This window comes from [Empedobacter] haloabium (genome assembly GCA_008011715.2).
GTDB classification, from domain to species: Bacteria; Pseudomonadota; Gammaproteobacteria; order Burkholderiales; family Burkholderiaceae_D; genus Rugamonas; species Rugamonas haloabia.
In genome coordinates this window covers 5522233-5544056 of record CP136508.1, presented here as the reverse complement: position 1 = coordinate 5544056, position 21824 = coordinate 5522233, and the positions used below count along the sequence as shown (strand labels likewise).

The 21824-nt window shown below is 65.2% G+C and carries 21 protein-coding genes; 10 read left to right on the top strand and 11 right to left on the bottom strand.

Translation table 11 applies throughout. The annotated features are described in order from the left end of the window. The first annotated feature begins 174 nt into the window (after positions 1–174). Complete coding sequence (locus tag E7V67_024055) at positions 175–540, top strand: hypothetical protein (GenBank protein ID WUR12732.1); 366 nt, start codon at positions 175–177, stop codon at positions 538–540. 60 nt (positions 541–600) lie between these two features. On the opposite strand, the gene E7V67_024050 is transcribed toward E7V67_024055, so the two are convergent. The 11 genes from E7V67_024050 to E7V67_024000 form a co-directional block, all read right to left on the bottom strand. Then, complete coding sequence (locus E7V67_024050; protein WUR12731.1) at positions 601–1269, bottom strand: thiol:disulfide interchange protein DsbA/DsbL; 669 nt, start codon at positions 1267–1269, stop codon at positions 601–603. Between the two features lie 18 nt (positions 1270–1287). Continuing rightward, positions 1288–2766 carry a hypothetical protein gene (locus E7V67_024045; protein WUR12730.1) on the bottom strand — a complete coding sequence of 493 codons (1479 nt, stop codon included), beginning with the start codon at positions 2764–2766 and terminating at the stop codon, positions 1288–1290. Next, a complete protein-coding gene (locus E7V67_024040) occupies positions 2753–3508 on the bottom strand; it encodes an ABC transporter ATP-binding protein (protein WUR12729.1) in 756 nt (251 codons plus the stop codon). The genes E7V67_024045 and E7V67_024040 overlap by 14 nt, the downstream gene beginning before the upstream one ends. A gap of 21 nt (positions 3509–3529) precedes the next feature. Further along, positions 3530–4759 (bottom strand): ABC transporter permease, encoded by a 1230-nt coding sequence (locus E7V67_024035; protein WUR12728.1) that lies wholly within the window; start codon positions 4757–4759, stop codon positions 3530–3532. Beyond that, positions 4752–5453, bottom strand: a complete 702-nt coding sequence (locus tag E7V67_024030; GenBank protein WUR12727.1) for an ABC transporter ATP-binding protein — start codon at positions 5451–5453, stop codon at positions 4752–4754. The genes E7V67_024035 and E7V67_024030 overlap by 8 nt, the downstream gene beginning before the upstream one ends. Next, positions 5450–6688, bottom strand: coding sequence for an efflux RND transporter periplasmic adaptor subunit (locus tag E7V67_024025; GenBank protein WUR12726.1), 1239 nt, complete (start codon positions 6686–6688; stop codon positions 5450–5452). Before E7V67_024025 ends, E7V67_024030 begins: the two co-directional genes overlap by 4 nt. Continuing rightward, the gene (locus tag E7V67_024020; GenBank protein WUR12725.1) at positions 6685–7422 is read right to left on the bottom strand and encodes a YIP1 family protein; all 738 of its coding nucleotides are present in this window, start codon (positions 7420–7422) and stop codon (positions 6685–6687) included. Before E7V67_024020 ends, E7V67_024025 begins: the two co-directional genes overlap by 4 nt. Positions 7423–7472: 50 nt before the next feature. Next, positions 7473–9575: a peptidase domain-containing ABC transporter gene (locus E7V67_024015; protein WUR12724.1), complete on the bottom strand. Its 2103-nt coding sequence runs from the start codon at positions 9573–9575 to the stop codon at positions 7473–7475. Next, complete coding sequence (locus E7V67_024010) at positions 9572–10174, bottom strand: hypothetical protein (GenBank protein WUR12723.1); 603 nt, start codon at positions 10172–10174, stop codon at positions 9572–9574. The genes E7V67_024015 and E7V67_024010 overlap by 4 nt, the downstream gene beginning before the upstream one ends. Before the next feature lie 97 nt (positions 10175–10271). After that, positions 10272–10472 (bottom strand): hypothetical protein, encoded by a 201-nt coding sequence (locus tag E7V67_024005; protein WUR12722.1) that lies wholly within the window; start codon positions 10470–10472, stop codon positions 10272–10274. 483 nt (positions 10473–10955) lie between these two features. Next, complete coding sequence (locus E7V67_024000; GenBank protein ID WUR12721.1) at positions 10956–12935, bottom strand: cation:proton antiporter; 1980 nt, start codon at positions 12933–12935, stop codon at positions 10956–10958. Positions 12936–13022: 87 nt separating this feature from the next. Between E7V67_024000 and E7V67_023995 the strand changes: the two genes are divergently transcribed. The 9 genes from E7V67_023995 to E7V67_023955 all read left to right on the top strand — a co-directional run bounded on the left by E7V67_023995 (position 13023) and on the right by E7V67_023955 (position 21804). Continuing rightward, positions 13023–14045, top strand: a complete 1023-nt coding sequence (locus tag E7V67_023995) for a KpsF/GutQ family sugar-phosphate isomerase (protein ID WUR12720.1) — start codon at positions 13023–13025, stop codon at positions 14043–14045. Beyond that, a complete protein-coding gene (locus tag E7V67_023990; protein ID WUR12719.1) occupies positions 14045–14584 on the top strand; it encodes an HAD family hydrolase in 540 nt (179 codons plus the stop codon). Before E7V67_023995 ends, E7V67_023990 begins: the two co-directional genes overlap by 1 nt. 12 nt (positions 14585–14596) lie before the next feature. Beyond that, a complete protein-coding gene (lptC, locus tag E7V67_023985; protein WUR12718.1) occupies positions 14597–15199 on the top strand; it encodes an LPS export ABC transporter periplasmic protein LptC in 603 nt (200 codons plus the stop codon). Between the two features lie 9 nt (positions 15200–15208). Then, positions 15209–15769 (top strand): lipopolysaccharide transport periplasmic protein LptA, encoded by a 561-nt coding sequence (gene lptA, locus E7V67_023980; GenBank protein ID WUR12717.1) that lies wholly within the window; start codon positions 15209–15211, stop codon positions 15767–15769. A gap of 2 nt (positions 15770–15771) precedes the next feature. Beyond that, a complete protein-coding gene (lptB, locus tag E7V67_023975) occupies positions 15772–16548 on the top strand; it encodes an LPS export ABC transporter ATP-binding protein (protein ID WUR12716.1) in 777 nt (258 codons plus the stop codon). 6 nt (positions 16549–16554) lie between these two features. Further along, positions 16555–18015 carry an RNA polymerase factor sigma-54 gene (locus E7V67_023970; protein WUR12715.1) on the top strand — a complete coding sequence of 487 codons (1461 nt, stop codon included), beginning with the start codon at positions 16555–16557 and terminating at the stop codon, positions 18013–18015. Positions 18016–18099: 84 nt separating this feature from the next. Continuing rightward, positions 18100–18450, top strand: a complete 351-nt coding sequence (gene raiA / locus E7V67_023965; protein ID WUR12714.1) for a ribosome-associated translation inhibitor RaiA — start codon at positions 18100–18102, stop codon at positions 18448–18450. A 1189-nt stretch (positions 18451–19639) separates the two neighbouring features. After that, positions 19640–20719, top strand: coding sequence for a fatty acid desaturase (locus tag E7V67_023960; protein ID WUR12713.1), 1080 nt, complete (start codon positions 19640–19642; stop codon positions 20717–20719). Positions 20720–20799: 80 nt separating this feature from the next. Next, positions 20800–21804 (top strand): aromatic ring-hydroxylating dioxygenase subunit alpha, encoded by a 1005-nt coding sequence (locus E7V67_023955; protein ID WUR12712.1) that lies wholly within the window; start codon positions 20800–20802, stop codon positions 21802–21804. Positions 21805–21824 lie beyond the last annotated feature (20 nt).

Below are 21824 nucleotides of genomic sequence, written 5' to 3'. Positions count from 1 at the left end.
TAGAGTGGGTCTTCTAGACTATTGGTGGCGGGTAGCGCTACAGTGCTGCTTGTGGCAGTGGCTGAACTCGGCAACTGAGGCCTATTCCGTAAGTGGCATGCGACAACGTGCAATCATTGCCTGACGCTGGGGACCGTGGCTACAATCAATAACTTTTGCCCCCGGAACGTTGCAATGTCCGACGCAATCATTCAACGGATCGGCGCGGCGCTCGCGCAATTTTCCAGCGTGTCGCGCCTGTACGAACTCCACCTCGATGGCGGCGCGGACGACGAGCACCTGCTGGTCGAGGCTTTTGCCGCGACCGACGCACTGCAGGAGACCGGCGCGCGCGATGTCATCGCCCTGTCCACCAGCGCCTGCCTGGCGCCGGCATCCCTGCTGGGGCGCCAGGCTACGCTCGCGGTCAGCCTGCGAGTGATCTACCTGGGCGGCGACGAAAAATACCGCTACGCCCACAACGACCAGCAGCACGACGAGGGAAAGGATCGCCAGTACGCCGGTACCTCGGGCGACGACGAGCTTGCCCGGAGCGCCTGAGCATTCGCCTCGGCAGTAACTCCCGGCCCGCCTGGCGCTATACAGCGGTACCTGCCTGCTTCAGCCCCCCGGGACGCCCGTGCGCGCCAACACAAGCAACCGATCGACCAGGCGCAGCGTGGCCTGTTCGACCGTCTGTCCGGCATCCTCTGCCAAGGCACTGCTTTCGACCATCCCAGGCGAGGTCACGAAGCGGTCGGCGACGACAAGCGTCGGCACCGCCCTGACCGCGTAGCGATGTCGCAGCGCCAGTACGCGATCGAGCTGGCCCTGTACCGCCGGGGCGCGATAGGCAGCCAGGAAGGCGGCGCGGTCGATGCCTTGTGCGGCCATGAAATCGGCCAGCGCGTCTTCGCTGTCGAGCTTCAGGTGCTGGCGATGGATCGCGTCGAAGATGCGTCGATGGAGCCGCTGCGGATCGGGCAGGGCCTGGACGGCGAAATACAGCCTTTGCAGCGGAACGTCGCGGTCGCTGAACGCGATCGGCAGCCGCTGCAACCGGACTGCCTGGCGCTGGCCCGCCCAGGCATGCAGGGGCGCGTCGAACGCGGCGCAATGGCCGCATGAATACATGAAGAACTCGGTGACGTCGATGGCGTCGCCAGCTGGCGCGAGGCGGTCGCGGGCGATGTGCAGTTCCGTAAAGGCTGCTGGACGGTCCGGCGGCGTGCAGGCAGCCAGCAAGCCGGCCAAGGCCAGTCCTGGCAGCTTGATGAGCGATGTGCGCATGGTGTGACAGGTCTCGGTTTATTCCACGATCGCATAGGCGATCAGCAAGAGGACGACCCACAGGCCGCTGCTCAGCACTTCGGGCAGCGGCGCGTTCGATGGCGCCACCGGCGCCAGTCGTGGTCCGTTCGGGGCCACGGCGAGCGCGCGGTCGGTACGGTTCAGATGATTGGCCGAGATGCAGGCGCCAGCCGCGACAACGGCTGTCAACACGCCCAGCTTCGGATCGGCGCTCGCCAACCACAGCGGCGTTGGCATGGCCAGCACCAGTGCGGGGATCAGGGCGGCCCGGCGCTTGGCCGCGGCGATCGCGACTGGCGCTACCGGGGCGGATGCGAGCAGGTCCCAGGCCTGCTCGCCGGCTTCGATCAGGCGCGTCAACGTCCCCGCCAGCGCCGCGCTGCCATACACGATGATGGCGGCGATGACGAGCGGGCGCAGGCTGCTGGTGCCGGCCGCGAGCAGCGTCACGGCCGGCCAGATCAGGCGGCTGGCCAGTTGGCCCCACGCCAGGGGCTGGCGCAGGATGAGCAGCCATTCCTTGTACAGCACCAGCTGCCGCAGGCCGGTTCCGAACCGCAAGCCGACGCCGACCGGATTGGCCGATGTCGACGACGGCAGGTGGCGGCCCTGCTGCTGCAGGTGCAGGAAGCCATGCCGCAGCCACGCCGTGGCCGCGTAGGCCAGTCCCGACGCGACCAGCCCAAGCAGCAGCAATGCTGCCGGATCGCCCTGCAGCGCCCACACTGGCAGCCAGAGCGGGCTCGCGGGGCCCAGCAAGGCGCCCTGTTCCAGCAGGCCGGACAGTCCAGCGCGCATGCCGGCGGGTAGCTTGTGCAGCAGCTGGGGCAGGAAATACAGGCCCACGATGACGGCGGTGCCTGGTACCTGGGCGATGATGGCGGTGTAGCGCGGCCCTATCCAGCGGGCCAGCTGGATGGCGAGCAGCATCGCCAGGCTGGCCGCGAGCGTGGCCAGCGCCGCCAGACCAGGATACAGGATTAGCAGCCGCGGCCGCCCGCTCACGACGCCGACGTGGATGACAGGGCTGATCAGGAACAGCGCGAGCAGCAGCGTTCCCAGCACCACGCCGCCCAGCCGCGCGCGCAGGATGGTCGCGGCCGGGACGGGCGCGCACAGCAGCAGATCGATGTCGTCGCGGCGGTAGATCACGTGGACGCAGCGTATCATCGCGGCCGACAGCATCAGCACGAACAACACGGCAGCGGCGGCACCGTCGAGATGGAGCTGGGCGGTGCCCTCCGCCGGGCGCCAGTAGGGCAGGGTGGGTAGCGCACCCCAGGCGGCGACGTGCAACACCAGGTAGACCGTGACGATCCACCCGAGGATCGGTGCCGGCAGGGCGCGCTGGTTGGGGGCGCGCTGCAGGGCGCGGCCGACGGCCGCCGCCGACTCGGCGACGAACAGGCGCAGTTCGTGTCGCATCAACCACGCCGCTCCGCCCGGGCGCGGCGACAGGAAGTCAGGCAGTGGCATCGGCGCTTCCCGTCAGGCGCAGAAAGACATCTTCCAGCGAGGCCTCATGCCGCTGCGCCTGGTGCCGCAACTGATCGAGACTGCCCTGGCCGACCAGGCGGCCATGCTGCAGGATGCCGATGCGATCGGCCAGGCGTTCCGCCACTTCCAGGATGTGCGTGGTCATCACGACCGTGCCGCCCGCCGCGGCGTGGCGCTGCAGCAGGTCCTTGACCTGGCGCGCCGCGTGGGCATCCAGTCCGGTCAGCGGTTCGTCCAGGATGATCAGCGCCGGCTGATGGATCAGGGCGCCGGCCAGCGCCAGTTTTTGTTTCATGCCGCGCGAAAAACTTTCGGTCAGTTGCCGCGCGTGCGGGGCGAGCCCGAGCAGCGCCAGCAGCTCGTCCGCGCTGGCGGCGGCCTGCCTGGCGGGGATGCTCCATAGCCCGGCCATGAAGACCAGGTACTCGCGCGGCGTCAGCTTGCCGTAAAGTAGGGGTTCGTCCGGCAGGTAGGCCAGCGGCCGTTTCGCCGCCTCCGGCTGGGCGTGCAGGTCGACACCGAAGATGTGCACGCTGCCGGCATCCGGCAGCAGCAGGCCGGTCGCCATGCGCAGCGTGGTGGTCTTGCCGGCGCCATTGGCGCCCAGCAGGGCGTAGATCTCGCCGCGCCGGACGGTCAGGTCCAGCGCAGCCACGACCGTGCGGTCGAACTTCTTGCTGAGCCCGCGCAGGGCCAGAGCAGGGTTGTCAAAGTCGGACATAGGTATTGTCGAAAGAGTCGGTCATTCGAAGCGCAGGGCTTCGATCGGGTCCAGGTTGGCGGCCTTGGCCGCGGGCAGGATGCCGAACAGCAGTCCCACCACGGTGGAAAATGCCAGCGCCAGCACCATCGCCCACCAGGGGATCGTTGGCGCCGCCAGGCCGGGCACCAGGCTGCTGGCCAGCAGTGCCAGCAGGTAGCCGAGCACCGCGCCGATGATGCCGCCCACCAGCGACAGCATGGCGGCCTCCATCAGGAACTGGACGAGGATATGGTGACGCTGCGCGCCCAGCGCCTTGCAGATGCCGATCTCGCGCGTGCGTTCGGTCACGGAAATGAGCATCACGTTCATGATGCCGATGCCGCCCACCAGCAGGGAGATGCCGACGATGCCGGCCAGTACCATCGTCATCGATCCCACCACGCGCGACAGCATTTCCTGCAACTGCACGGCCGTGAAGATCTCGAAGTCGTCTTTCTGGCCGGGCGCGATGCGATGCAGCTGGCGCAGCAGGCTTGCGGTGCGATCCTGCACCGCCGCCAACTGCTCGCTGTCGATGACGTTGAAGGTGATGGCGAGATCGAGTTGCGCCGGATCGGCTACCAGCGACTGTCCGGTCGAGAAGGGAATCACGGCGTGATCGTCCGGCGCGCCGCCGAACGCTTCGGTGCGCGGCTCGGTGACGCCGACCACCTTGAACCACTGCCCGCCCAGTTCGATGAAGCGGCCGACCGGATTGGCCGGCAGGTGCAGCTTTTCCCGCAGCTTGCGGCCGATCACGCAGACGCGCCGGCGCGTGGCGACGTCGTCATTGCTGATGTAGCGGCCATATTGCGGCGTGGCCTGGCTGAGGATCCGATAGTTGGGCGTGACGGCGCTGACCCGGGCGAACACCGTGGTCGAGCCGTGCTTGATCGCCGTGCCGTAATCGCCGAACGGCGAGAAGGACGGCGCGATGTCGTCGATGTCGCCCACGTGCCGCAGGATGTGGCGGTAATCGTTGAGGGTGATGCGGTTGAATTTGCCCTGCAGCGCTTGTTCCGGCGTCGTCAGCGAGCGCAGGCTCATGCTGTTGCTGCCCAGTCCCTTGAAATTGCTGGCGATGATGTCACCCATGGCCTGGCTCAAGGCGACGATGGCGATGACGGAGGCAACGCCGATGATGATGCCCAGCATGGTCAGCACGCTGCGGAACCCATGGCTGCGAATGCTGGCCAGCGCCAGGCCGAAACTGTCCAGCAGATTAGACACGGCCGTGCTCCGCGCCGCTGGCGCCGGCGACGATCCTGCCGTCGAGCAGCCGTACATGGCGCCGGCACCGGGCCGCGATGGCCGGGTCGTGGGTGACGATGATCAGCGTATGGCCCTCGGCATGCAGCGCGTCGAACAGCGCCATGATCTCCGCCGTGGTGCTGCTGTCCAGATTGCCGGTGGGTTCGTCGGCCAGCAGCAGGGATGGCGTTCCGCATAGGGCACGTGCCACCGCCACGCGCTGGCGCTGCCCGCCGGAGAGTTGGCTGGGCAGGTGGTGCAGGCGGTGCGCCAAACCGACTTTGGCAAGGGCGGCGCGTGCGCGCGCCTCGCGCTCGCCGCGTCGTACCCCCTGGTAGACCAGTGGCTGCATGACGTTCTGCAGCGCGGTCGCCCGCGTCAGCAGATGGAAATGCTGGAAGATGAAGCCGATCTCGCGGCTGCGCAAGGCCGCCAGCTGGGCGTCGCTCATGGTGGCCACGTCGGCACCGCGGAACAGGTAACTGCCACCCGTCGGGCGGTCCAGGCAGCCGAGGATGTTCAGCAGCGTCGACTTGCCCGAGCCCGAGGTCCCGGTCAGGGCCAGATAGTCGTTCGCCGCCACCGTCAGGTTGATGTCGTCGAGGGCGGTAATCCGTTCGCTGCCCATGAGGAAGCTGCGCTGGACGTCGCGCAATGCCAGCAACGTGCTCACGATGTCTCCGCCGCGGTCGCCACGCGGTCGCCGCTTTTCAGTTGCCGCAGCACCTTGAACGGCCCGGTGATGACGGCGTCGCCCCGCTCCAAGCCGCTGGTGACCTGCTGGCGCTCGTCGTCCGCAATGCCCAGTTGCACGGGCTTGCGCAGTGCCTGGCCGGCGCGCGCCACCATCACATAGTGGCCCCCGTCACGCTGGCGTTTGGCAGCGGTGCGGCGCTCGCCCAACATGGCTTCGGCGCCGTCGCTCTTCTCGCCCGCCGGGCTGAGGATGGCCTGCAGCGGGACGCTGAGGGCCGCCTTGGCACTGGCCGTATAGATCTCTGCGCGGCAGCTCATGCCGGCTTGGAGGGCGACACCCGTGGGGTTTTCCAGCGACAGCTTGATCAGGTAGCTGCGCGCCAGCGCGCCATTGCCCGCGCCGCCCTCGTTACGCTGGGGGGACAATGCAACGCTGCGTACCGCCCCGCGCAGCACCAGGTCCGGATGGGCGGCCGTGAAGATGGCCGCCTGCTGGCCCGCGCGGACGCGCGCGATGTCGGCTTCGTCGACGCTGATTTCCGCCATCAGCGTAGCGGTGTTGGCAATGGTGAGCAGGCTCGAGCCGCGGTAGCCGACCTGGTTGGGCACGGCCGTTTCGCCCGTCTTGATGTCGATCGCGGTAACCGTGCCGCTGAGCGGTGCAGTCACCACCGTCCTGGCGGCGCGGTCGAGCGCCTGCTTGAGCGCCGCCTGCGTCTGCTGCAGCGCCTCGGCGCTGTTGCGCAGCTGAATCCTGGCCTGGTCGAGGGCGTAGCGCGCATCGTCCAGCGCGGCGGCGGCGATCATCTGGTGGCTGTACAGCATCTGCTTGCGCTGGTACTGGCTTTCCTGGTTGGCCAGGGCCAGACGCTGGTTGTCGATATTGATCTGTTGCTGGCGCACCACCGACTGCTGCTGCGCCACCTCGGCGCGCGGCAGCGCATCGTCGATCCGCAGCAGTGCCTGCCCCGCCGCGACCTGCTCGCCCTCCTGCACCAGGATGGCGGCGACACGGCCGATCACTTCCGACGACAGCTGTACCTGCTGCTGATAGACCAGCGAGCCCGATGCCAGCACCGAAGCGTGGATCTCGCGCGGCGCCGCCACCTCCAGCGTGACGGCCTGGGCGGACGCCGGCCGCAGCGTGCGCATCACGACAGGCGCGGCGATGGCGGCGCCCAGGACGGCGACCACGATGACACGTCGAGTCACTGCGTGATGCCCTGAGCCAGCAGCAGCGCCCAGCCACCGTAGACGAGCAGGGGCGGCAGCAGCGCGATCGCCAGCGCGCTGGCCCAGCCGCGACGCGTCCAGTCATGTACGCCCAGCGCGAGCAGGGCAATGCTCCAGACCAGGCCCACGTCGATTGCCTCGGCAAGGCCCATCCATGGACCGCTCTGCAGTCGCAGCACGAGCTGGTTGAGCGACAACGGATGGAGCTGCGCATTGCTGATGTGGCCGTCGGTGTTCAGCAGGAGCTGTACCGCGCCCGATGCCAGCAGGATGAAGTGCGGCATATTGCTCCATACCACGAGCGAAAACCATTGGCGGAAGGAGCGCTGGAATGCCAGCAGCCTGGAAACGCCGAACAGGTACAGCGCCATCAGCAGCCATCCCAGCGGCAGCAGCACCAGGTCGTGGATCAGGGTGCTGGTCAGCATTGCCTCGCGCCGGATCGACAGGCGGGCGCTTTCGCGAAGGTTGACGTCGCTGATGCTCAACAGTGCTTGTTCCTTCAGCCATTCAAAGTCGACCACGCTGTAGTACCAGGCCGACACCGCCGCAGTGCTCAAGGCCAGCAGCAACAGCGGCGCCAGCCAGACGGGATGGCTGTCCAGCGACGCGAACAGTTGGCGCGGCTGGGTAATCGCCTGGCTGAACAGGGTATTGAAGGACGGCCGTTCCGGCGTCAGTGGAACGGGTGTGCCAGTTTGGGAGATAGTCATATGCTTGGGTCCATTGAAAAAGAAGTGAATCGGCGGCTGCCGGGCCGCGCTCAGCTGGCGGCCTGCGCCAGCGGGAGGGCGGCAGACCGCTCGTGCAGCTTGCCTGCCTGCATCTCGAAAATGCGGTCGCCTTCGGCGATGGCGCCAGAGCGATGGGCCACGATGATGCGGGTCAAGCGCAGCTGGCGCACCACGTGGCTGATGCGCAGCTCGTTGTCGTTGTCGAGATGGCTGGTGGCCTCGTCCAAGGCCAGGATGCGCGGTTGCTTGTACAGCGCGCGCGCCAGCAGGATGCGCTGCTTCTGGCCGCCCGAGAAGACGTTGCCCGTCTCGCCGACCAGTGTCTGGTACGTCATCGGCGTGGCCATGATCTCGTCGTCGATCGCGGCCTGGCGTGCGCATGCGCGGATGCGTGCCGGTTCGGCGTCGTGGGCGAAGAAGCTGATGTTGTCGGCGATCGAACCCTGCTGCAGGCTGTCGTCCTGCATGACCGCGCTGACGAGCCTGCGATAGTTCGCCAGCCCGAGCGTGGCGACGGGGATGCCATCCACCAGCATCTCGCCCTCGCTGGGCTCGAGCAAGCCCATGAGGATCTTGCACAGCGTCGTTTTGCCGCAACCGCTGGCGCCGGTCAGCACCACGCTGTCGCCGGCATCGATGTGCAGGTCGATGCCGTCCAGTATCCATGGGTCGGCCGGCGAATAGCGGAACCGTACTTGCCGGAGCGTGATGGCACCGCGTATCTGGCCGAGATCGAACGCGGCCGTCTCGGTCGGCTCCGCCGGTTCATGGACGATGCCGCCCAGGCGTTCGGCATACAGCCGCGCCATGTTCAGGTCCACCAGCAGGTTGATCAGGCGCGTGGCACGGTTGGAGAAAATCACCGCATACACGCTGCAGGCCATCAGCATGCCAACGCTCATGGCCCGGTCCATCACCAGGCCGGCGCCCAGGTAGAAGATGCCCAGCGCTTCGATGCTGAACACTGCGGTATTGAGCACCTTCGCCAGCGCGATGATGCGTTGGCGCCGCGCCTCGCAATTGGCCGCATCCTGTTTCAGGTTCAGCCAGCGCGCCGTGCGATCGCTTTCCTGTCCGTACAGGCGGATGGCCGTCATCGTGCGCAACGTCTCGATGAAATAGCTGCGCTCCCTGGCGTGCATCAGCAAGCCGTCGTTGGTGGCGTTGCGCAGCGGTTCCTGCAAGCGCGCGCGGATGACACCGTACACCAGCACGCAGCCCAGCGTCAGCGCCGCCAATTGCCAGGAATAGGCCAGCAGCATCGCCAGCGACAACAGCGCCAGCACCAGGTCCAGCACGGTCTCCAGCATCAGGCTGGTAAGTGTGTTCTGCACGATCGTGATGCTCTCGAAGCGCGACGTGATATCGCCCAGCTGGCGCTTCTCGAAATAGGCCACCGGCAGGCGCGTCAGGTGGCTGAACACGCGCGCCACCCACTGCAGATTGACTTCGAAGCTCCAGCGCATCAGGAAGCGGGAGCGTGCGTAGTCGATGCCGGCGTAGACCGCGACGAGCAGCAGGAAGGCGCAGAACAGTGTCGTCAGAAATGGGCGGTTACCGGACAGGATGACCTCGTCCACGACCACCTGGTTGAAGATCGGCAGCATCACGGCAAACAGCTCCAGCGCGGCCGACCAGAGCAGCAGTTGCACGGTGGCGCGGCGCAGGCCGCGCACCGGGCCGACCAGGCCGCGCAGCGACAGCGGGGTCGAATGATCGTGGCGCTCGAAGCGCGGGGTCGGCGTAAACTCCAGCGCGACGCCTGTAAAGCTGTGCGACACCTGCGCCATCGACAGCCGGCGTTCACCCAGCGCGGGGTCCAGCACGATCACGCCGCGCGCGCCAGCCAGGACCCGCGTCAGCACCACGAAGTGGTTCAGGTTCCAATGCAGGATGCAGGGCAGTTTCAGCTCCGGCAGGTCTTCCAGTTCCAGCCGCACGGGCCGCGCCGCCAGTTCCAGGGCGCTGGCATGCCGCACCAGTTCCGCCACGGTGGCGCCGCGCTGGCTGGTGTCGAAGCGGCGCCGCATGGCGGCCATGTCATGCACCTGGCCGTGATGGGATGCGATCATGGCCAGGCAGGCCAGAGCGCATTCGCTCGACTCACCCTGCAGGACGAGTTTGGATTTCATGGCCGGCCTCCGAACAGCCAGCGGGACAGCGGCGTGGGCGCTTGCGGCAGGTTCACCTCGAGAAGCAAGCCGGCGGGCACGTCTTGCGGCACGCCGTCACGGCGCAGTTGTGGCGACAGCAGCGCCAGCGTCACGCGGCGGTACGTCATGGTGTCGGGATCGACGGCATGCGTGGTGCGACGCAGCTTGGCCTGGATGCCTGCTGGCAGAGCGCTGGCGTGCAGATAAGCGCTGTCGACCGCGCGCACGACACCGGTTTGCAAGCCGTATTTCTGATAGGGAAAAGCGTCGTAATGCAGGGTGACCTGCCGGCCAGGCGCGAGCGCCGCGGCGTCGATGACCGGTACGAATATGCGGGCAACAACAGGAGCATTAGGCTGCGTGCTGGCTGCCGTCTCAGTCACACCGATGGCCACGGCATTCCTGGACACGCTGCCATACACCAGCAGCAGCACCAGCCCCAGCGCGATGATCAGACAGCCCGAGCTGATCGCCCAGCCCGACATGGTGTGCACCAGGCGAATTTCACCGAAATTGCCGTAGCTATTCCCGGACAGGGCCTGGGGGCGGAAAATATTATTCTTTGTTGCCGACGCCATTTTCTGATGAGTTGTTGTTCGTTTTTCTGGCCGGAGATTAATCGGACGGCCTGCCCTATATATATCAAAGCGGGCCGGCCGAATTAATCAGAATAAATCAGTTGGTGCAGAATTTGCGGCCCAGCCAGCCGCCCGCGGCGCCGCCGAGCGTACCGCCGATAATGGTGCCGGCCGGGCCACCGCCCGAACCCAGCACCGCGCCAACGCCACCGCCGAAACCGGTGTACAGGTCCTCGCAGAAACTGCCCGCGCCACTGACGATTTCAAACTCTTCTACAGCCAATTCACGAATTGCCATGCAAACTACTCCAATTAAGTAAAAATGCCAGACTTGAACGGAAGTCTGTACCGATCGATGCCCAGCCGGATGGCTGGTCATTAATTCCTTGAGCGTCTTAAATATTAATTGTGCAAGAGTGATGCGAATAATAAAGATGGTTCCTGATGCCAACAACTAATGTTTCGATATAACCATATGATTTTTGTTGAGGGGGCTGTTTTTATATTGGTCGTGCCGGGGGGAGGTGCCGTTTATAAGCGCAATAAAGCGCCGCTCCGGCGCGGCGGAGGTCTTGTCGTTGAGGGACTAAGGAACTGATCGAGGCAGGGTGGCCGCGACCAGTTAAAACTGTGCCGTTGCGGCAAAGTCAGGGATGGCGCCCGCAGCCGGTGGAACCGCGGCCAGTGCCAGCAGGGGGGCGCCAACCGGGGCATGGCTGGCATGCCGAAGATGAGGCAGCGACAGCGAAAGGTGCTGTCCGCACGTGGCAGGCCGGGGCGCTTACCCCAGCAGCAGCCCCTCGCCGCGCGCGACCGCTTGGGCGCCGCCGCGCAGCACGACCACGTCGCCCACGGCCAGCACCGTCTCCGGGCCCACGGCCAGCCGCTCCTTGCCACGCCGGACCGTCGTCACCTCGGCGCCTTGCGCGGCCAGGTCGATCTCGCCCAGCGCCTTGCCGACGCCGGCCGCATGGTCCGTCAGCGTGACGCTGTGCAGGCGCTCCATGTCAGCGTCGTCGCCCACGTCGCTGATGCCATGGAAGTAGCCGCGCAGCGAGTCGTAGCGCTCCTCGCGTGCGGCCTGCACGCGATGCACCACGCGCCGCAGCGGCACGCCCAGGATCACCAGCGCGTGCGAGGCCAGCATCAGGCTGCCCTCCAGCAGTTCCGGCACCACTTCGGCCGCGCCGGCGTCCTTCAGGCGGTGCAGGTCGGTATCGTCGTGGCTGCGCACGATCACGGGCAGCGTGGGCGCCAGCTCGTGCACCAGGTGCAGCACCTTCAGCGCCGACTGGGTGTTGGCGTAGGTGATGACGACGGCACTGGCGCGGTAGATGCCGGCGGCGACCAGGCTCTCCCGGCGGGCCGCGTCGCCATACGAGACGTTGGCGCCGGCCGATTGCGCTTCCTGCACCCGGGTCGGGTCCAGGTCCAGCGCGTGGTATTCGATCTGTTCTTCCTGCAGCAGTGTCGCGAGGCTCTGGCCACTGCGGCCGAAGCCCGCCACGATGACGTGCTTTTGCGTGGACATCGTGCGCGCCGCGATCCGCGTCAGGTTCAGCGACTGCATCATCCATTCGTTGCTGGAGAACTTCAACACGAGGCGGTCGGACTGCTCGATCAGGAATGGAGCCGCGAGCATCGACAGCACCATCGACGCCAGCACCACCTGGATCACGAACGGATCGACCAGCTCCATGCCGCCGGCCACGTTCAGCAAAACGAAACCGAATTCGCCCGCCTGCGCCAGCGCCAGGCCGGTGCGCATCGCCACGCCGTCCGAGGCGCCGAAGGCCTTGGCCAGGCCCGCGATCAGCGCGAACTTCATCAGCACGGGAATGATCAGCAGCACCAGCACGAGCCACCAGTTCTCCAGGACCACTTGAACGTTGAGCAGCATGCCGACGGTGATGAAGAACAGGCCGAGCAGCACGTCGCGGAACGGCTTGATGTCCTCTTCCACCTGGTGTTTATATTCCGTCTCCGAGATCAGCATGCCGGCGACGAACGCGCCCAGCGCCAGCGACAGCCCGGCGCGCTCCGTGATCCAGGCCGCGCCCAGGGTCACCAGCAGCAGGTTCAGCATGAACAGCTCCTGGGAACGGCGCTTGACCACCACCGTGAACCAGCCGCGCATCAGCTTGTGGCCGAAGAACAGCAGCAGCACCAGCACAGCGACCGCTTTCAGCGCGGCCCAGCCCAGCGTGGGGCCCAGGTTGTCGGGGTTACGGGCCAGCGCCGGAATCAAAATCAGCAGCGGCACCACGGCCAGGTCCTGGAACAGCAGGATGCCGACGATCTTGCGGCCGTGCTCCGATTCCAGTTCCAGCCGCTCGGTCAGCATCTTGACGACGATGGCGGTGGACGACATCGCCAGCGCGCCGCCCAGGGCAAATGCGGCCTGCCAGCTGACCTTGATCGTCGGCGGCAGCGTCTGCGCGATCACCCAGCCGAACAGCACGGTGGCGGCGATCGTCGTTACCACCTGCGCCAGCCCAAGGCCGAACACGATGCCCTTCATGGCCTTCAGCTTGGGCAAGGAAAATTCGAGGCCGATCGAGAACATCAGGAAGACGACGCCGAATTCGGCCAGCGAATGCGTCGCATGGCTTTCCTCGGCCAGCCCCAGCGCATGGGGGCCGATCAGGATGCCGACGGCGAGATAGCCCAGCATGGGCGGCAGGTGCAGCATGCGGAAGGCCACAACGCCCAGTACCGCGCTGCCCAGGAGCAGGAGGGTCAGTTCAAGGGGTGAGAACATCGATCAGCGGCGGCCCGCTCCGTCGGTGCGGATGTTTTGTAACATCTGGCAAGTTTTTTGCTTTCCCAATTCGGCTATACTTTCGGCATGAGTGTAACCCATGAAAAAACAATGCTGAAAGCTTTTGATGCAACAACCGCAAGCCGTGCGCTGGAACTGGCGCGCGAGGCCCTGCAAATCGAGGCAGACGCGCTGGTCGCCCTGCATGCCCGTCTGGCAACGGACGAGAGCGTAGGGAAAGCCGTTTCGCTGCTGCTGAACTGCAAGGGCCGCGTTGTCGTGTCCGGCATCGGCAAATCCGGCCATATCGGGCGCAAGATCGCCGCGACCCTGGCCTCCACCGGCACGCCGGCCCTGTTCGTGCACCCGGCCGAAGCGGCGCACGGCGACCTGGGCATGGTCACGCCGGACGACGCCTTCATCGCTATCTCGTACTCGGGCGAAAGCGCCGAGCTGATGGCGATCCTGCCGGTCGTCAAGCGCATGGGCGGCACCGTGATCTCGATGACGGGCAAGCCGGAATCGAGCCTGGCACGGCTGGCCGACGTTCACCTGGACGTCTCGGTCGCCAAGGAAGCCTGCCCGATGAACCTGGCGCCGACGGCGTCCACCACCGTCACGCTGGCGCTGGGCGACGCTATCGCCGTCGCACTGCTGGACCTGCGCGGCTTCAAGGAAGAGGACTTCGCCCGCTCGCACCCGGGCGGCGCGCTGGGCCGGCGCCTGCTGACCCACGTGCGCGACGTGATGCGCAGCGGCGACGCGATCCCCGCCGTCACGGCCGATACGGCATTGCCCGATGCCTTGATGCAGATCACGCAAAAGGGGATGGGCATGACGGCCGTGGTGGATGCAGACTACCGGCCGGTGGGCGTGTTTACCGACGGCGACCTGCGCCGCATGATCGACAAGGTGCAGGACTTCGGCAAGGTGATCATCGGCGACGTGATGCACGCCAACCCGCGCACGATCGGTCCGGACAAGCTGGCGGTGGACGCCGTCGCCATCATGGAACAGTACCGCATCAACCAGATGCTGGTCGTCGACGACGCCGGCAAGCTGACGGGTGCGCTACACATCCACGACCTGACGCGCGCGAAGGTGATCTGATGGCGCAGGCTTACGACATGGACAACGTGGCCCGTGCCGCCAACGTGCGCCTGATGATCTTCGACGTGGATGGCGTGCTGACCGACGGCAGCCTGCACTACGGTGCCGACGGCGAGGCGTTGAAGACGTTCAACGTGCAGGACGGCCTGGGCATCAAGCTGCTGCAGGAAGGCGGGATTCGCACGGCCATCATCAGTGCGCGCCGCTCGCCGCAGGTGACGGCGCGGGCGAAGGACCTGGGCATCGAATTCGTCCACCAGGGCGGTCACGACAAGCTGACGCCCTTCAACGCGCTGGTCGCGCAGCTCGGGCTGAGCAACGAACAGGTGGGCTTCATCGGCGACGACATCGTCGACCTGCCGATCCTGTCGCGCGTGGGCTTCGCCGTCGGCGTGCCGAACGCGCGGCCGGAGGTGATGACGCGCGTGCACCACGTCACGCAAAACGGCGGCGGACGGGGTGCCGTGCGCGAAGTGTGCGAATTCGTGCTGCGCGCGCAGGGCCTTTATGACAACATCATGGCCCAGTTCCTGGTCTGACGGAGTTTCGCCATGCGTAATCAAAGGGTCGCCCACCGCTATCGCCTGTCCGTCGGCCTCGTGCTCGGCCTGTTCGGCGCGTTCGGCAGTTTCTGGCTGGTCGAGCTGATGAACCGCGCGGGCGAGGAGATGCAGGCCGGGTTGAAGCTGAACGAGCCCGATTACATCGTCGAGAACTTCTCGTTCGTGCGGATGACGAAGACGGGCCAGCCCAGCTACATCATCTCGGGCGCCAAGCTGACGCACCGTCCGGTCGACGATTCGTCCGACATCGTCAAGCCCGTGGTGCGCAGCCTGTCCGGCGAGAACCCGCCGATGGACATTCGCGCCCAATTCGCCCGCGTGGACCAGGACAACACGCGCGTGACGTTGACGAAGGACGTGCGCATCGACCGCGCGGCGTCGAAGGACTCGCGCGAGATGCACCTGGCTACCCAGGCGCTGACGGTGTATCCGGAGGAAGACCGGATGGAGACGGATCAGCCGGTACGGCTGCAGTTCGGCGACGCCACGGCCACGGGGACGGGCATGCAAGCGAACAATGCGACGCGCCAGGTACACCTGGCCGGGCGCGGCACCCTCGTGTATCCGCCGCGCGGGCAACAGACCAAATAGGATCAAGACATGAAGAAACTCATACTGGCGGCGGTATTGCTGCTGGGCGCAACGGGTTATGCCGCGGCCGAGAAGGCCGACTCGTACCAGAAGACGGTGATCGACTACCGTTCGCTCGACATCGACGACGTCAAGCAGATCTACACCTTCACCGGCGACGTCGTGCTCACGCGCGGCACGCTGCTGATGAAGGCCGACAAGGCCGTCGTCACCTATACGCCGGACGGCTACCAGCTGGCGACCCTGACGGGCGGCGCGCGCAAGGTATCGTTCCGCCAGAAGCGCGACGGCGAAGGCGACCAGTGGATGGAAGGCGAGGCCGAACGGATGGAATACGACGAGAAGGCCGAGCTGGTGAAACTGTACTCGAAGGCCAAGATCCGCCGCCTGGAAGGCAAGAAGCCCAGCGACGAGGTCGAGGGCGAGTTCATCTCCTACGACAGCCGCAAGGAATTCTTCAGCGTGCGCAATACCAATACCGGCGACAACAAGCCGGGCGCCGGCCGCGGCACGATGGTGATCCAGCCCAAGCGCACGCAGCCCGAGGCCGCGCCGGCGGCGGAGAAATAACGATGGCGGACCTGAACACGGCGACGGCAACCGGTACCGGCGGCAGCACGCTGATCGTGCGCGGCCTGCAGAAGAGCTACGGCAAGCGCCAGGTGGTGCACGACGTCTCGCTGCAGGTGGCCTGCGGCGAGGTGGTCGGACTGCTGGGACCGAACGGCGCGGGCAAGACGACGTCGTTCTACATGATCGTCGGCCTGGTCGCCTCCGACGCGGGCACCATCGACATCAGCGGCACCGACATCTCCAGCCTGCCGATCCACAAGCGCGCCAACCTGGGGCTGTCGTACCTGCCGCAGGAAGCCTCGGTGTTCCGCAAGCTGACGGTGGAGGAGAACATCCGCGCCGTGCTGGAGATCCAGAAGGTCGATGGCCGTGCGCTGACGAAGGCGCAGATCGACGAGCGCCTGGACACGCTGCTGGCCGACCTGCAGATCGAGAAGCTGCGCCAGAACACGGCGCTGTCGCTGTCCGGCGGCGAGCGCCGGCGCGTCGAGATCGCGCGCGCGCTGGCCACCAATCCCCGCTTCGTGCTGCTGGACGAGCCGTTTGCCGGCGTCGATCCGATCGCCGTCATCGAGATCCAGCGCATCGTGCGCTTCCTGAAGGAGCGCGGCATCGGCGTCCTGATCACCGACCACAATGTGCGCGAAACGCTGGGCATCTGCGACCGCGCGTATATCATCAACCAGGGCAGCGTCCTGGCGTCCGGACGGCCGGACGACATCATCGCCGACGAGTCGGTGCGTCGTGTCTATCTTGGTGAACACTTCCGTATGTGACCCCTCATGAAACAGTCTCTGCAACTGCGAACGTCGCAGCACCTCGCGCTGACCCCGCAGCTGCAGCAGTCGATCCGGCTGCTGCAGCTCTCCACGCTGGAGCTGCATCAGGAACTGGAACAGCTGCTGACCGATAACCCGCTGCTGGAACGCCTGGACGACCCGCTCGACCGTTCGCTGCGGCTGCTGGCCGATGGTGCCATCGGCCAGCAGAGCGCACCCGAGGCGCCTGCCGAGGGCCCGCCGCAGCAGGCCGACGCCCCCGCCCCGGCAGAAGCGGAACCGTACGACGGCGAAGGTGGCCCGGAAGGCGACAGCGACTGGAGCGACGTCGGTCGCAACAAGGGGCCGGACGACGACGACGCCCGCCCGCAGCTGGAGGCGAGCCAGCACACGCTGCGCGAACACCTGATGGAGCAGATGCGTGTGACGGTGCAGGAGCCGCGCGACCGCGCCCTGGTCGAGCTCATCATCGACGCGCTGGACGAGAACGGCTACCTGGAGGAAAGCCTGGAAGAGATCCACGGCCGCCTGCCGGAAGAGCTGGAAGTGGAAATGGAAGAGCTGCGCACGGCGTTGGCGCTGCTGCAGAGCTTCGACCCAGTCGGCGTGGGCGCGCGCAGTGCGTCCGAGTGCCTGGCGCTGCAGATCCGCAAGATGCCGGGCGTGCCGCTGGTGACGCGCCGGATGGCGCTGTGCATCGTCGAGAAGCACCTGGCCTGGTTCGCCCAGCGCGACTTCAACAAGCTGAAAAAGGCGCTCGACTGCGACGACGAGGACCTGCGCGAAGCGCAGGCCGTGATCCGCCAGTGCAATCCGCATCCGGGCGCCGCGTTCGCGTCCGACGTGTCAGACTATGTCGTACCGGATGTGATTGTGAAGAAGGGCCGCAATGGCTGGGTCGTCACGCTGAACAACGACGTGATGCCGCGCCTGCGGGTGAACGCGCTGTATGCCAGCCTGCTGAAGCAAGGCAAGGGCGAGTCGCAGATGAGCGCGCAACTGCAGGAAGCGAAGTGGCTGATCAAGAACATGCGCCAGCGCTTCGACACGATCCTTCGCGTCGCCCAGGCGATCGTCGAGCGCCAGAAGAACTTTTTCTCGCACGGCGCCGTGGCGATGAGACCCCTTGTGTTGCGTGAAATAGCTGATACACTGGGGCTACACGAGAGCACCATCTCTCGGGTGACAACTCAGAAATATATGCTGACCCCACATGGCATGTTTGAGTTGAAGTACTTTTTTGGCAGCCACGTCGCAACCGAAGCTGGGGGAGAAGCTTCCTCGACTGCGATCCGTGCGCTGATCGTGCAATTCACAGGAGCCGAAGACCCGAAGAACCCTTTATCCGACAGTAAGATTGCGGACATGCTGGGAGAACAGGGCATGGTGATTGCGCGACGAACTGTTGCCAAGTATCGTGAAGCCCTGAAAATCCCTCCCGTCAGCCTCCGCAAGTCCTTGTAGTGCATGGGTTCCTCTGCGCCGCCAGCTTTTTTACGGCGGAGCATCGCATGAACCTGTAGAGCGACATCATCTTTAGGAGTGTGTATGAATCTCACCATCAGTGGACATCATATCGACGTCACCCCAGCGATCCGCGAATACGTGCAGAACAAGCTGGAGCGCGTCAAACGACATTTCGATCAAGTGATCGACGTCGCTGTCATCCTGACTGTAGATAACCTCACCGAGAAAGAGAAACGCCAGAAAGCAGAGATCAACCTGCGCATGTCGGGCAAGACCATATTTGTAGAGAGCATGGCACAGGACCTGTACGCGGCCATCGATACGCTGATCGATAAGCTGGACCGCTCGGTCATGAAATACAAGGACAAGGTGCAGAATCACAACCATGATTCGATCAAGCATCTGTCCGAAAGCGATGTACCCGCTGCATAAGGCAGCTGTGTAGTACCGGACGAAAGGGCGCAGACAGCGCCCTTTTTTGTTGTGCACCGCACAGCCCGCCTCACGTCCCAGGCGTCCTTCCGCCCATCCTTCCGCAGCGCCATTCGCCAATGGCTGAGTTACAAATCGACCTGGCTCGCCAGCCGTTTCCTTGCCAACTGGAAGTTACCAAAGCCACGCTGTACATGGCTGATTTAACGGAACTTTCCATCCTCCGTTTTGCAAGCAGCTGGCGTGCCGCGGCCGCTACGGCCGAGCGCTCTTAAGGCTGAGTTGATTACATTGTCCCGACAATTTCTTTCAAACGAATACGATCTGCCGATATCCATTCTCGCCGCCAGCCCTTAATCTTTGGCCTGACGCTTGAGACGGCGGCCGGGTGTGGCGGTGGACGGAGCGGTAGCCCGCTGAGTTTAAATCTATTACTAATAGTTACATCCGTGGTCCGTGGACGACATCCACCGGCGGTGACTGGCATTGTGGAACGATCACAACGGAATTCGTACCGGTTGCGCAGGCGAGGCGCCATCACTGCTGAGCACGCTTTCATAGAGCGCTTACGGTGCGCTGCAGCACGCAGCGGAAGGAAACCGTCAACGTTGACAGGTTGCGATATCAATCCAAAAGTACGGAGAATAATCTTGCAAAAAGATTCACTAATTCCGATGTCATGCCACTCGATGCAGGTAGCTTGTTGGAGGTGAACGTGTCTCGCGGCAGCCCCGCGCGGACACTCTGCAAGCCGCAGTATCAGGTGATCGCTCGGAAACGTCGCAGCCATTGAGCGCAGCTCGAGGGCCCAGTCGGTGAGCGCGGGCTGGTTTGACACCGCGTCAGTCGTAATCCCGGTTTGATTCATTTTCTAAAGGAATTGCCGCGTGTTACATCCCCTGATCGATCAGGCCCGCCGAGGCGGTGCCGAGCTTGAGATTCACCGCGTCCGCAAGCGGGCCATCGTGCACGGCGCGGACTCGCTACCGGCATCTTGCCGCCCAGCCCTGGCTCGTCCCCATGGACAGCTCGTCACCGCGCCCCTGCCATCGGCAGGGATCATGACCGAAATCAAGGTCGGCGATGACTCGTACCGGACAATCGCAAGAACCGGCGCCTGCTTTTCCTTCCTCGTGTTGCCGTGCCGGCATGCGCGGGGCAACCGTCCAGCCAACCAAGGAGTCCGGCCATGACCATCGAAGCAACGCTGGGGACCAGCGCCGCATTCGCGCGGCACCGGCTTCCCGCCAAGTTCCACCGCATCAGCCACGTCACCACGCTGCTCTACCTCGCGCACGCCCTCGTGTTCTTCCTGGGGCCGGCGATCGTGGCGTTCGCCATTGTCGACGTGCCGATGTCGACGCCGGTGCGCATCGCGACCGCGATCGGCCTCGGGCTCATCGGCGGCCACGGCATGCACCTGCTGACCTTCGTGGGCCATGAAGGCATGCACACGAACCTGCATCGCAACAAGTACGTCAGCGCCGGCATCGCGCTGGTGTTTGCCTCGATGGTGCCGCTCTTCATGATCGTCGGCTTCGCGATGACGCACTGGAAGCACCACCGCTTCACCGGCCAGGAAATCGATCCGGACGTGCAGATCTATTCGCAGTACCGCACCTTCTGGTCGCGCTTCTTCGTGGCGCGCTCGGCCAGCGTGCGGGTGTACACCAAGAACGCGCTGGGCATGGCGTTCGGCCGCGACTGGCCGGAGAACACCAAGCTGCCGTTCACGCCGCTGGAGATGCGCTGGATCGCGCGCATCAATGCCGCGCTGGTGCTGTTCTTCGTTACCGTGTACGGCTTCATCTGGTACCACTCGACCTGGCTCGGCTTCACGGTCATGCTGATCCCTTACGCCACGTTGTATGTGCTCAGCAGCATGCGCGCCTACATCGAACACACGGGCACGGTGCCGGGCCGCTATGTCGACAGCCGCAGCTATACGTCGCCGCTGTACACGCTGCTCTTCTTCGGCAGCAACTTCCATCTCGAGCACCACCAGTATCCGGCCGTGCCGTGCTACCGGCTGCCCGAGCTGCACCGCTACCTGAAGTCGATGCGTGTGCTCGAGGGCAAGAACGCCCAGGTCGAACCGACGTTCTTCGGCGCGCTGCGCTACACGACGGGACGCTTCCAGTACCCCTGCGTGAAGATGCAGCCGGTGGCCGACGAGTTCATCGAACGGATCGCCGACGGCCGCCTCGACCGCGATGCGGACCCGAACACGCAGGGCAGCGACGCGAAGGTCGCCGTCGCCAACAAATAACAACAATTTTTTGAATGTCCCGCCATGCCGGTTCCAGCCCGGCCGTGGCAGAACGCCGCCTGCGCGGCAAGTGAGGAAACATGTACATCCAAGACGCATGGTACGCAGCAGCCCTGTCCGGTGAAATCAAGCGCGAGCCGTTTGCCCGGTCGATCCTGAACGAGAAAGTCGTCATGTACCGTACCTCGACGGAGCAGGTCGTGGCCCTGGAAGACCGCTGCGCGCACCGTCAGGTACCGCTGTCGCGCGGTCGCCTGGTGGGCGACGAACTGCAGTGCTGGTATCACGGCCTGCGCTACGACTGCTCGGGCGCGTGCGTGAGCATCCCCAGCCAGAACACGATCCCGATCAATGCGCGCGTGCGCGCTTTTCCGGTGGTCGAGAAGCATGGCCTGGTCTGGCTGTGGCCTGGCGATCCGGCCAAGGCGGACGAGGCAACGATCCCGGACCACTGGGTGTGCGCGGCGCCCGAGCTGGCGGGCAAGATGAGCTACTGCACCATCAACTGCAATTACCTGTTCGGGATCGACAACATCCTCGACATCTCGCATGCGGCCTTCGTGCACCAGAAGACGCTGGGCTCGCTCGACATCGTCGAAACGCCGCCGGAGATCCTGATCGGCGAGAACGAGGTGCGCGTGCGCCGCTACATGCGCCGCGAGAAAACGCCGCCGCTGTACACCCGCATCCTGCAGATGGAGTACATCGACCGCTCGCAGGAAGTGCTGTATTGGCCGATCGGCAACACGCGCGTGGAGACGCGCGCGCACGCCTGCGGCGACGAGGACGGCAAGGTATACCACGTCTATACGACGACGATCTTCACGCCGGCCACCGACACCACCAGCCATGTGTTCGTGGGCATGCACCGTGACTTCGACGTGGACAACCACATGTTCACGGAATTCACGGCCAAGGAAGTGTTCAACACCGTCATGGAAGACAAGGATGTCGCCGAGAGCCTGCAGGCGAACTGGAGCGCCACGGCGCCGATGATCGACATCCAGCTCGACCGGCCGGCCTATGCGGCGCGGCGCATCCTCGAGCGCATGGGCGCCACCGCGGCCATCCGCGCGACGGTCTGACTCCTCAACCCTTGCAGAAA

Excerpts from the sequence above, each read along its gene's own strand:
- E7V67_024045 (WUR12730.1), bottom strand. The coding sequence starts at position 2,766 with ATGCCACTGCCTGACTTCCTGTCGCCGCGCCCGGGCGGAGCGGCGTGG.
- E7V67_023960 (WUR12713.1), top strand. The coding sequence starts at position 19,640 with ATGACCATCGAAGCAACGCTGGGGACCAGCGCCGCATTCGCGCGGCAC.
- E7V67_024055 (WUR12732.1), top strand. The coding sequence starts at position 175 with ATGTCCGACGCAATCATTCAACGGATCGGCGCGGCGCTCGCGCAATTT.
- lptC (WUR12718.1), top strand. The coding sequence starts at position 14,597 with ATGCGTAATCAAAGGGTCGCCCACCGCTATCGCCTGTCCGTCGGCCTC.
- E7V67_023990 (WUR12719.1), top strand. The coding sequence starts at position 14,045 with ATGGCGCAGGCTTACGACATGGACAACGTGGCCCGTGCCGCCAACGTG.
- E7V67_024040 (WUR12729.1), bottom strand. The coding sequence starts at position 3,508 with ATGTCCGACTTTGACAACCCTGCTCTGGCCCTGCGCGGGCTCAGCAAG.
- E7V67_023955 (WUR12712.1), top strand. The coding sequence starts at position 20,800 with ATGTACATCCAAGACGCATGGTACGCAGCAGCCCTGTCCGGTGAAATC.
- E7V67_024050 (WUR12731.1), bottom strand. The coding sequence starts at position 1,269 with ATGCGCACATCGCTCATCAAGCTGCCAGGACTGGCCTTGGCCGGCTTG.
- E7V67_024000 (WUR12721.1), bottom strand. The coding sequence starts at position 12,935 with ATGTTCTCACCCCTTGAACTGACCCTCCTGCTCCTGGGCAGCGCGGTA.
- E7V67_024010 (WUR12723.1), bottom strand. The coding sequence starts at position 10,174 with ATGGCGTCGGCAACAAAGAATAATATTTTCCGCCCCCAGGCCCTGTCC.
- raiA (WUR12714.1), top strand. The coding sequence starts at position 18,100 with ATGAATCTCACCATCAGTGGACATCATATCGACGTCACCCCAGCGATC.
- lptB (WUR12716.1), top strand. The coding sequence starts at position 15,772 with ATGGCGGACCTGAACACGGCGACGGCAACCGGTACCGGCGGCAGCACG.
- E7V67_024015 (WUR12724.1), bottom strand. The coding sequence starts at position 9,575 with ATGAAATCCAAACTCGTCCTGCAGGGTGAGTCGAGCGAATGCGCTCTG.
- lptA (WUR12717.1), top strand. The coding sequence starts at position 15,209 with ATGAAGAAACTCATACTGGCGGCGGTATTGCTGCTGGGCGCAACGGGT.
- E7V67_023970 (WUR12715.1), top strand. The coding sequence starts at position 16,555 with ATGAAACAGTCTCTGCAACTGCGAACGTCGCAGCACCTCGCGCTGACC.
- E7V67_024005 (WUR12722.1), bottom strand. The coding sequence starts at position 10,472 with ATGGCAATTCGTGAATTGGCTGTAGAAGAGTTTGAAATCGTCAGTGGC.
- E7V67_024020 (WUR12725.1), bottom strand. The coding sequence starts at position 7,422 with ATGACTATCTCCCAAACTGGCACACCCGTTCCACTGACGCCGGAACGG.
- E7V67_023995 (WUR12720.1), top strand. The coding sequence starts at position 13,023 with ATGAGTGTAACCCATGAAAAAACAATGCTGAAAGCTTTTGATGCAACA.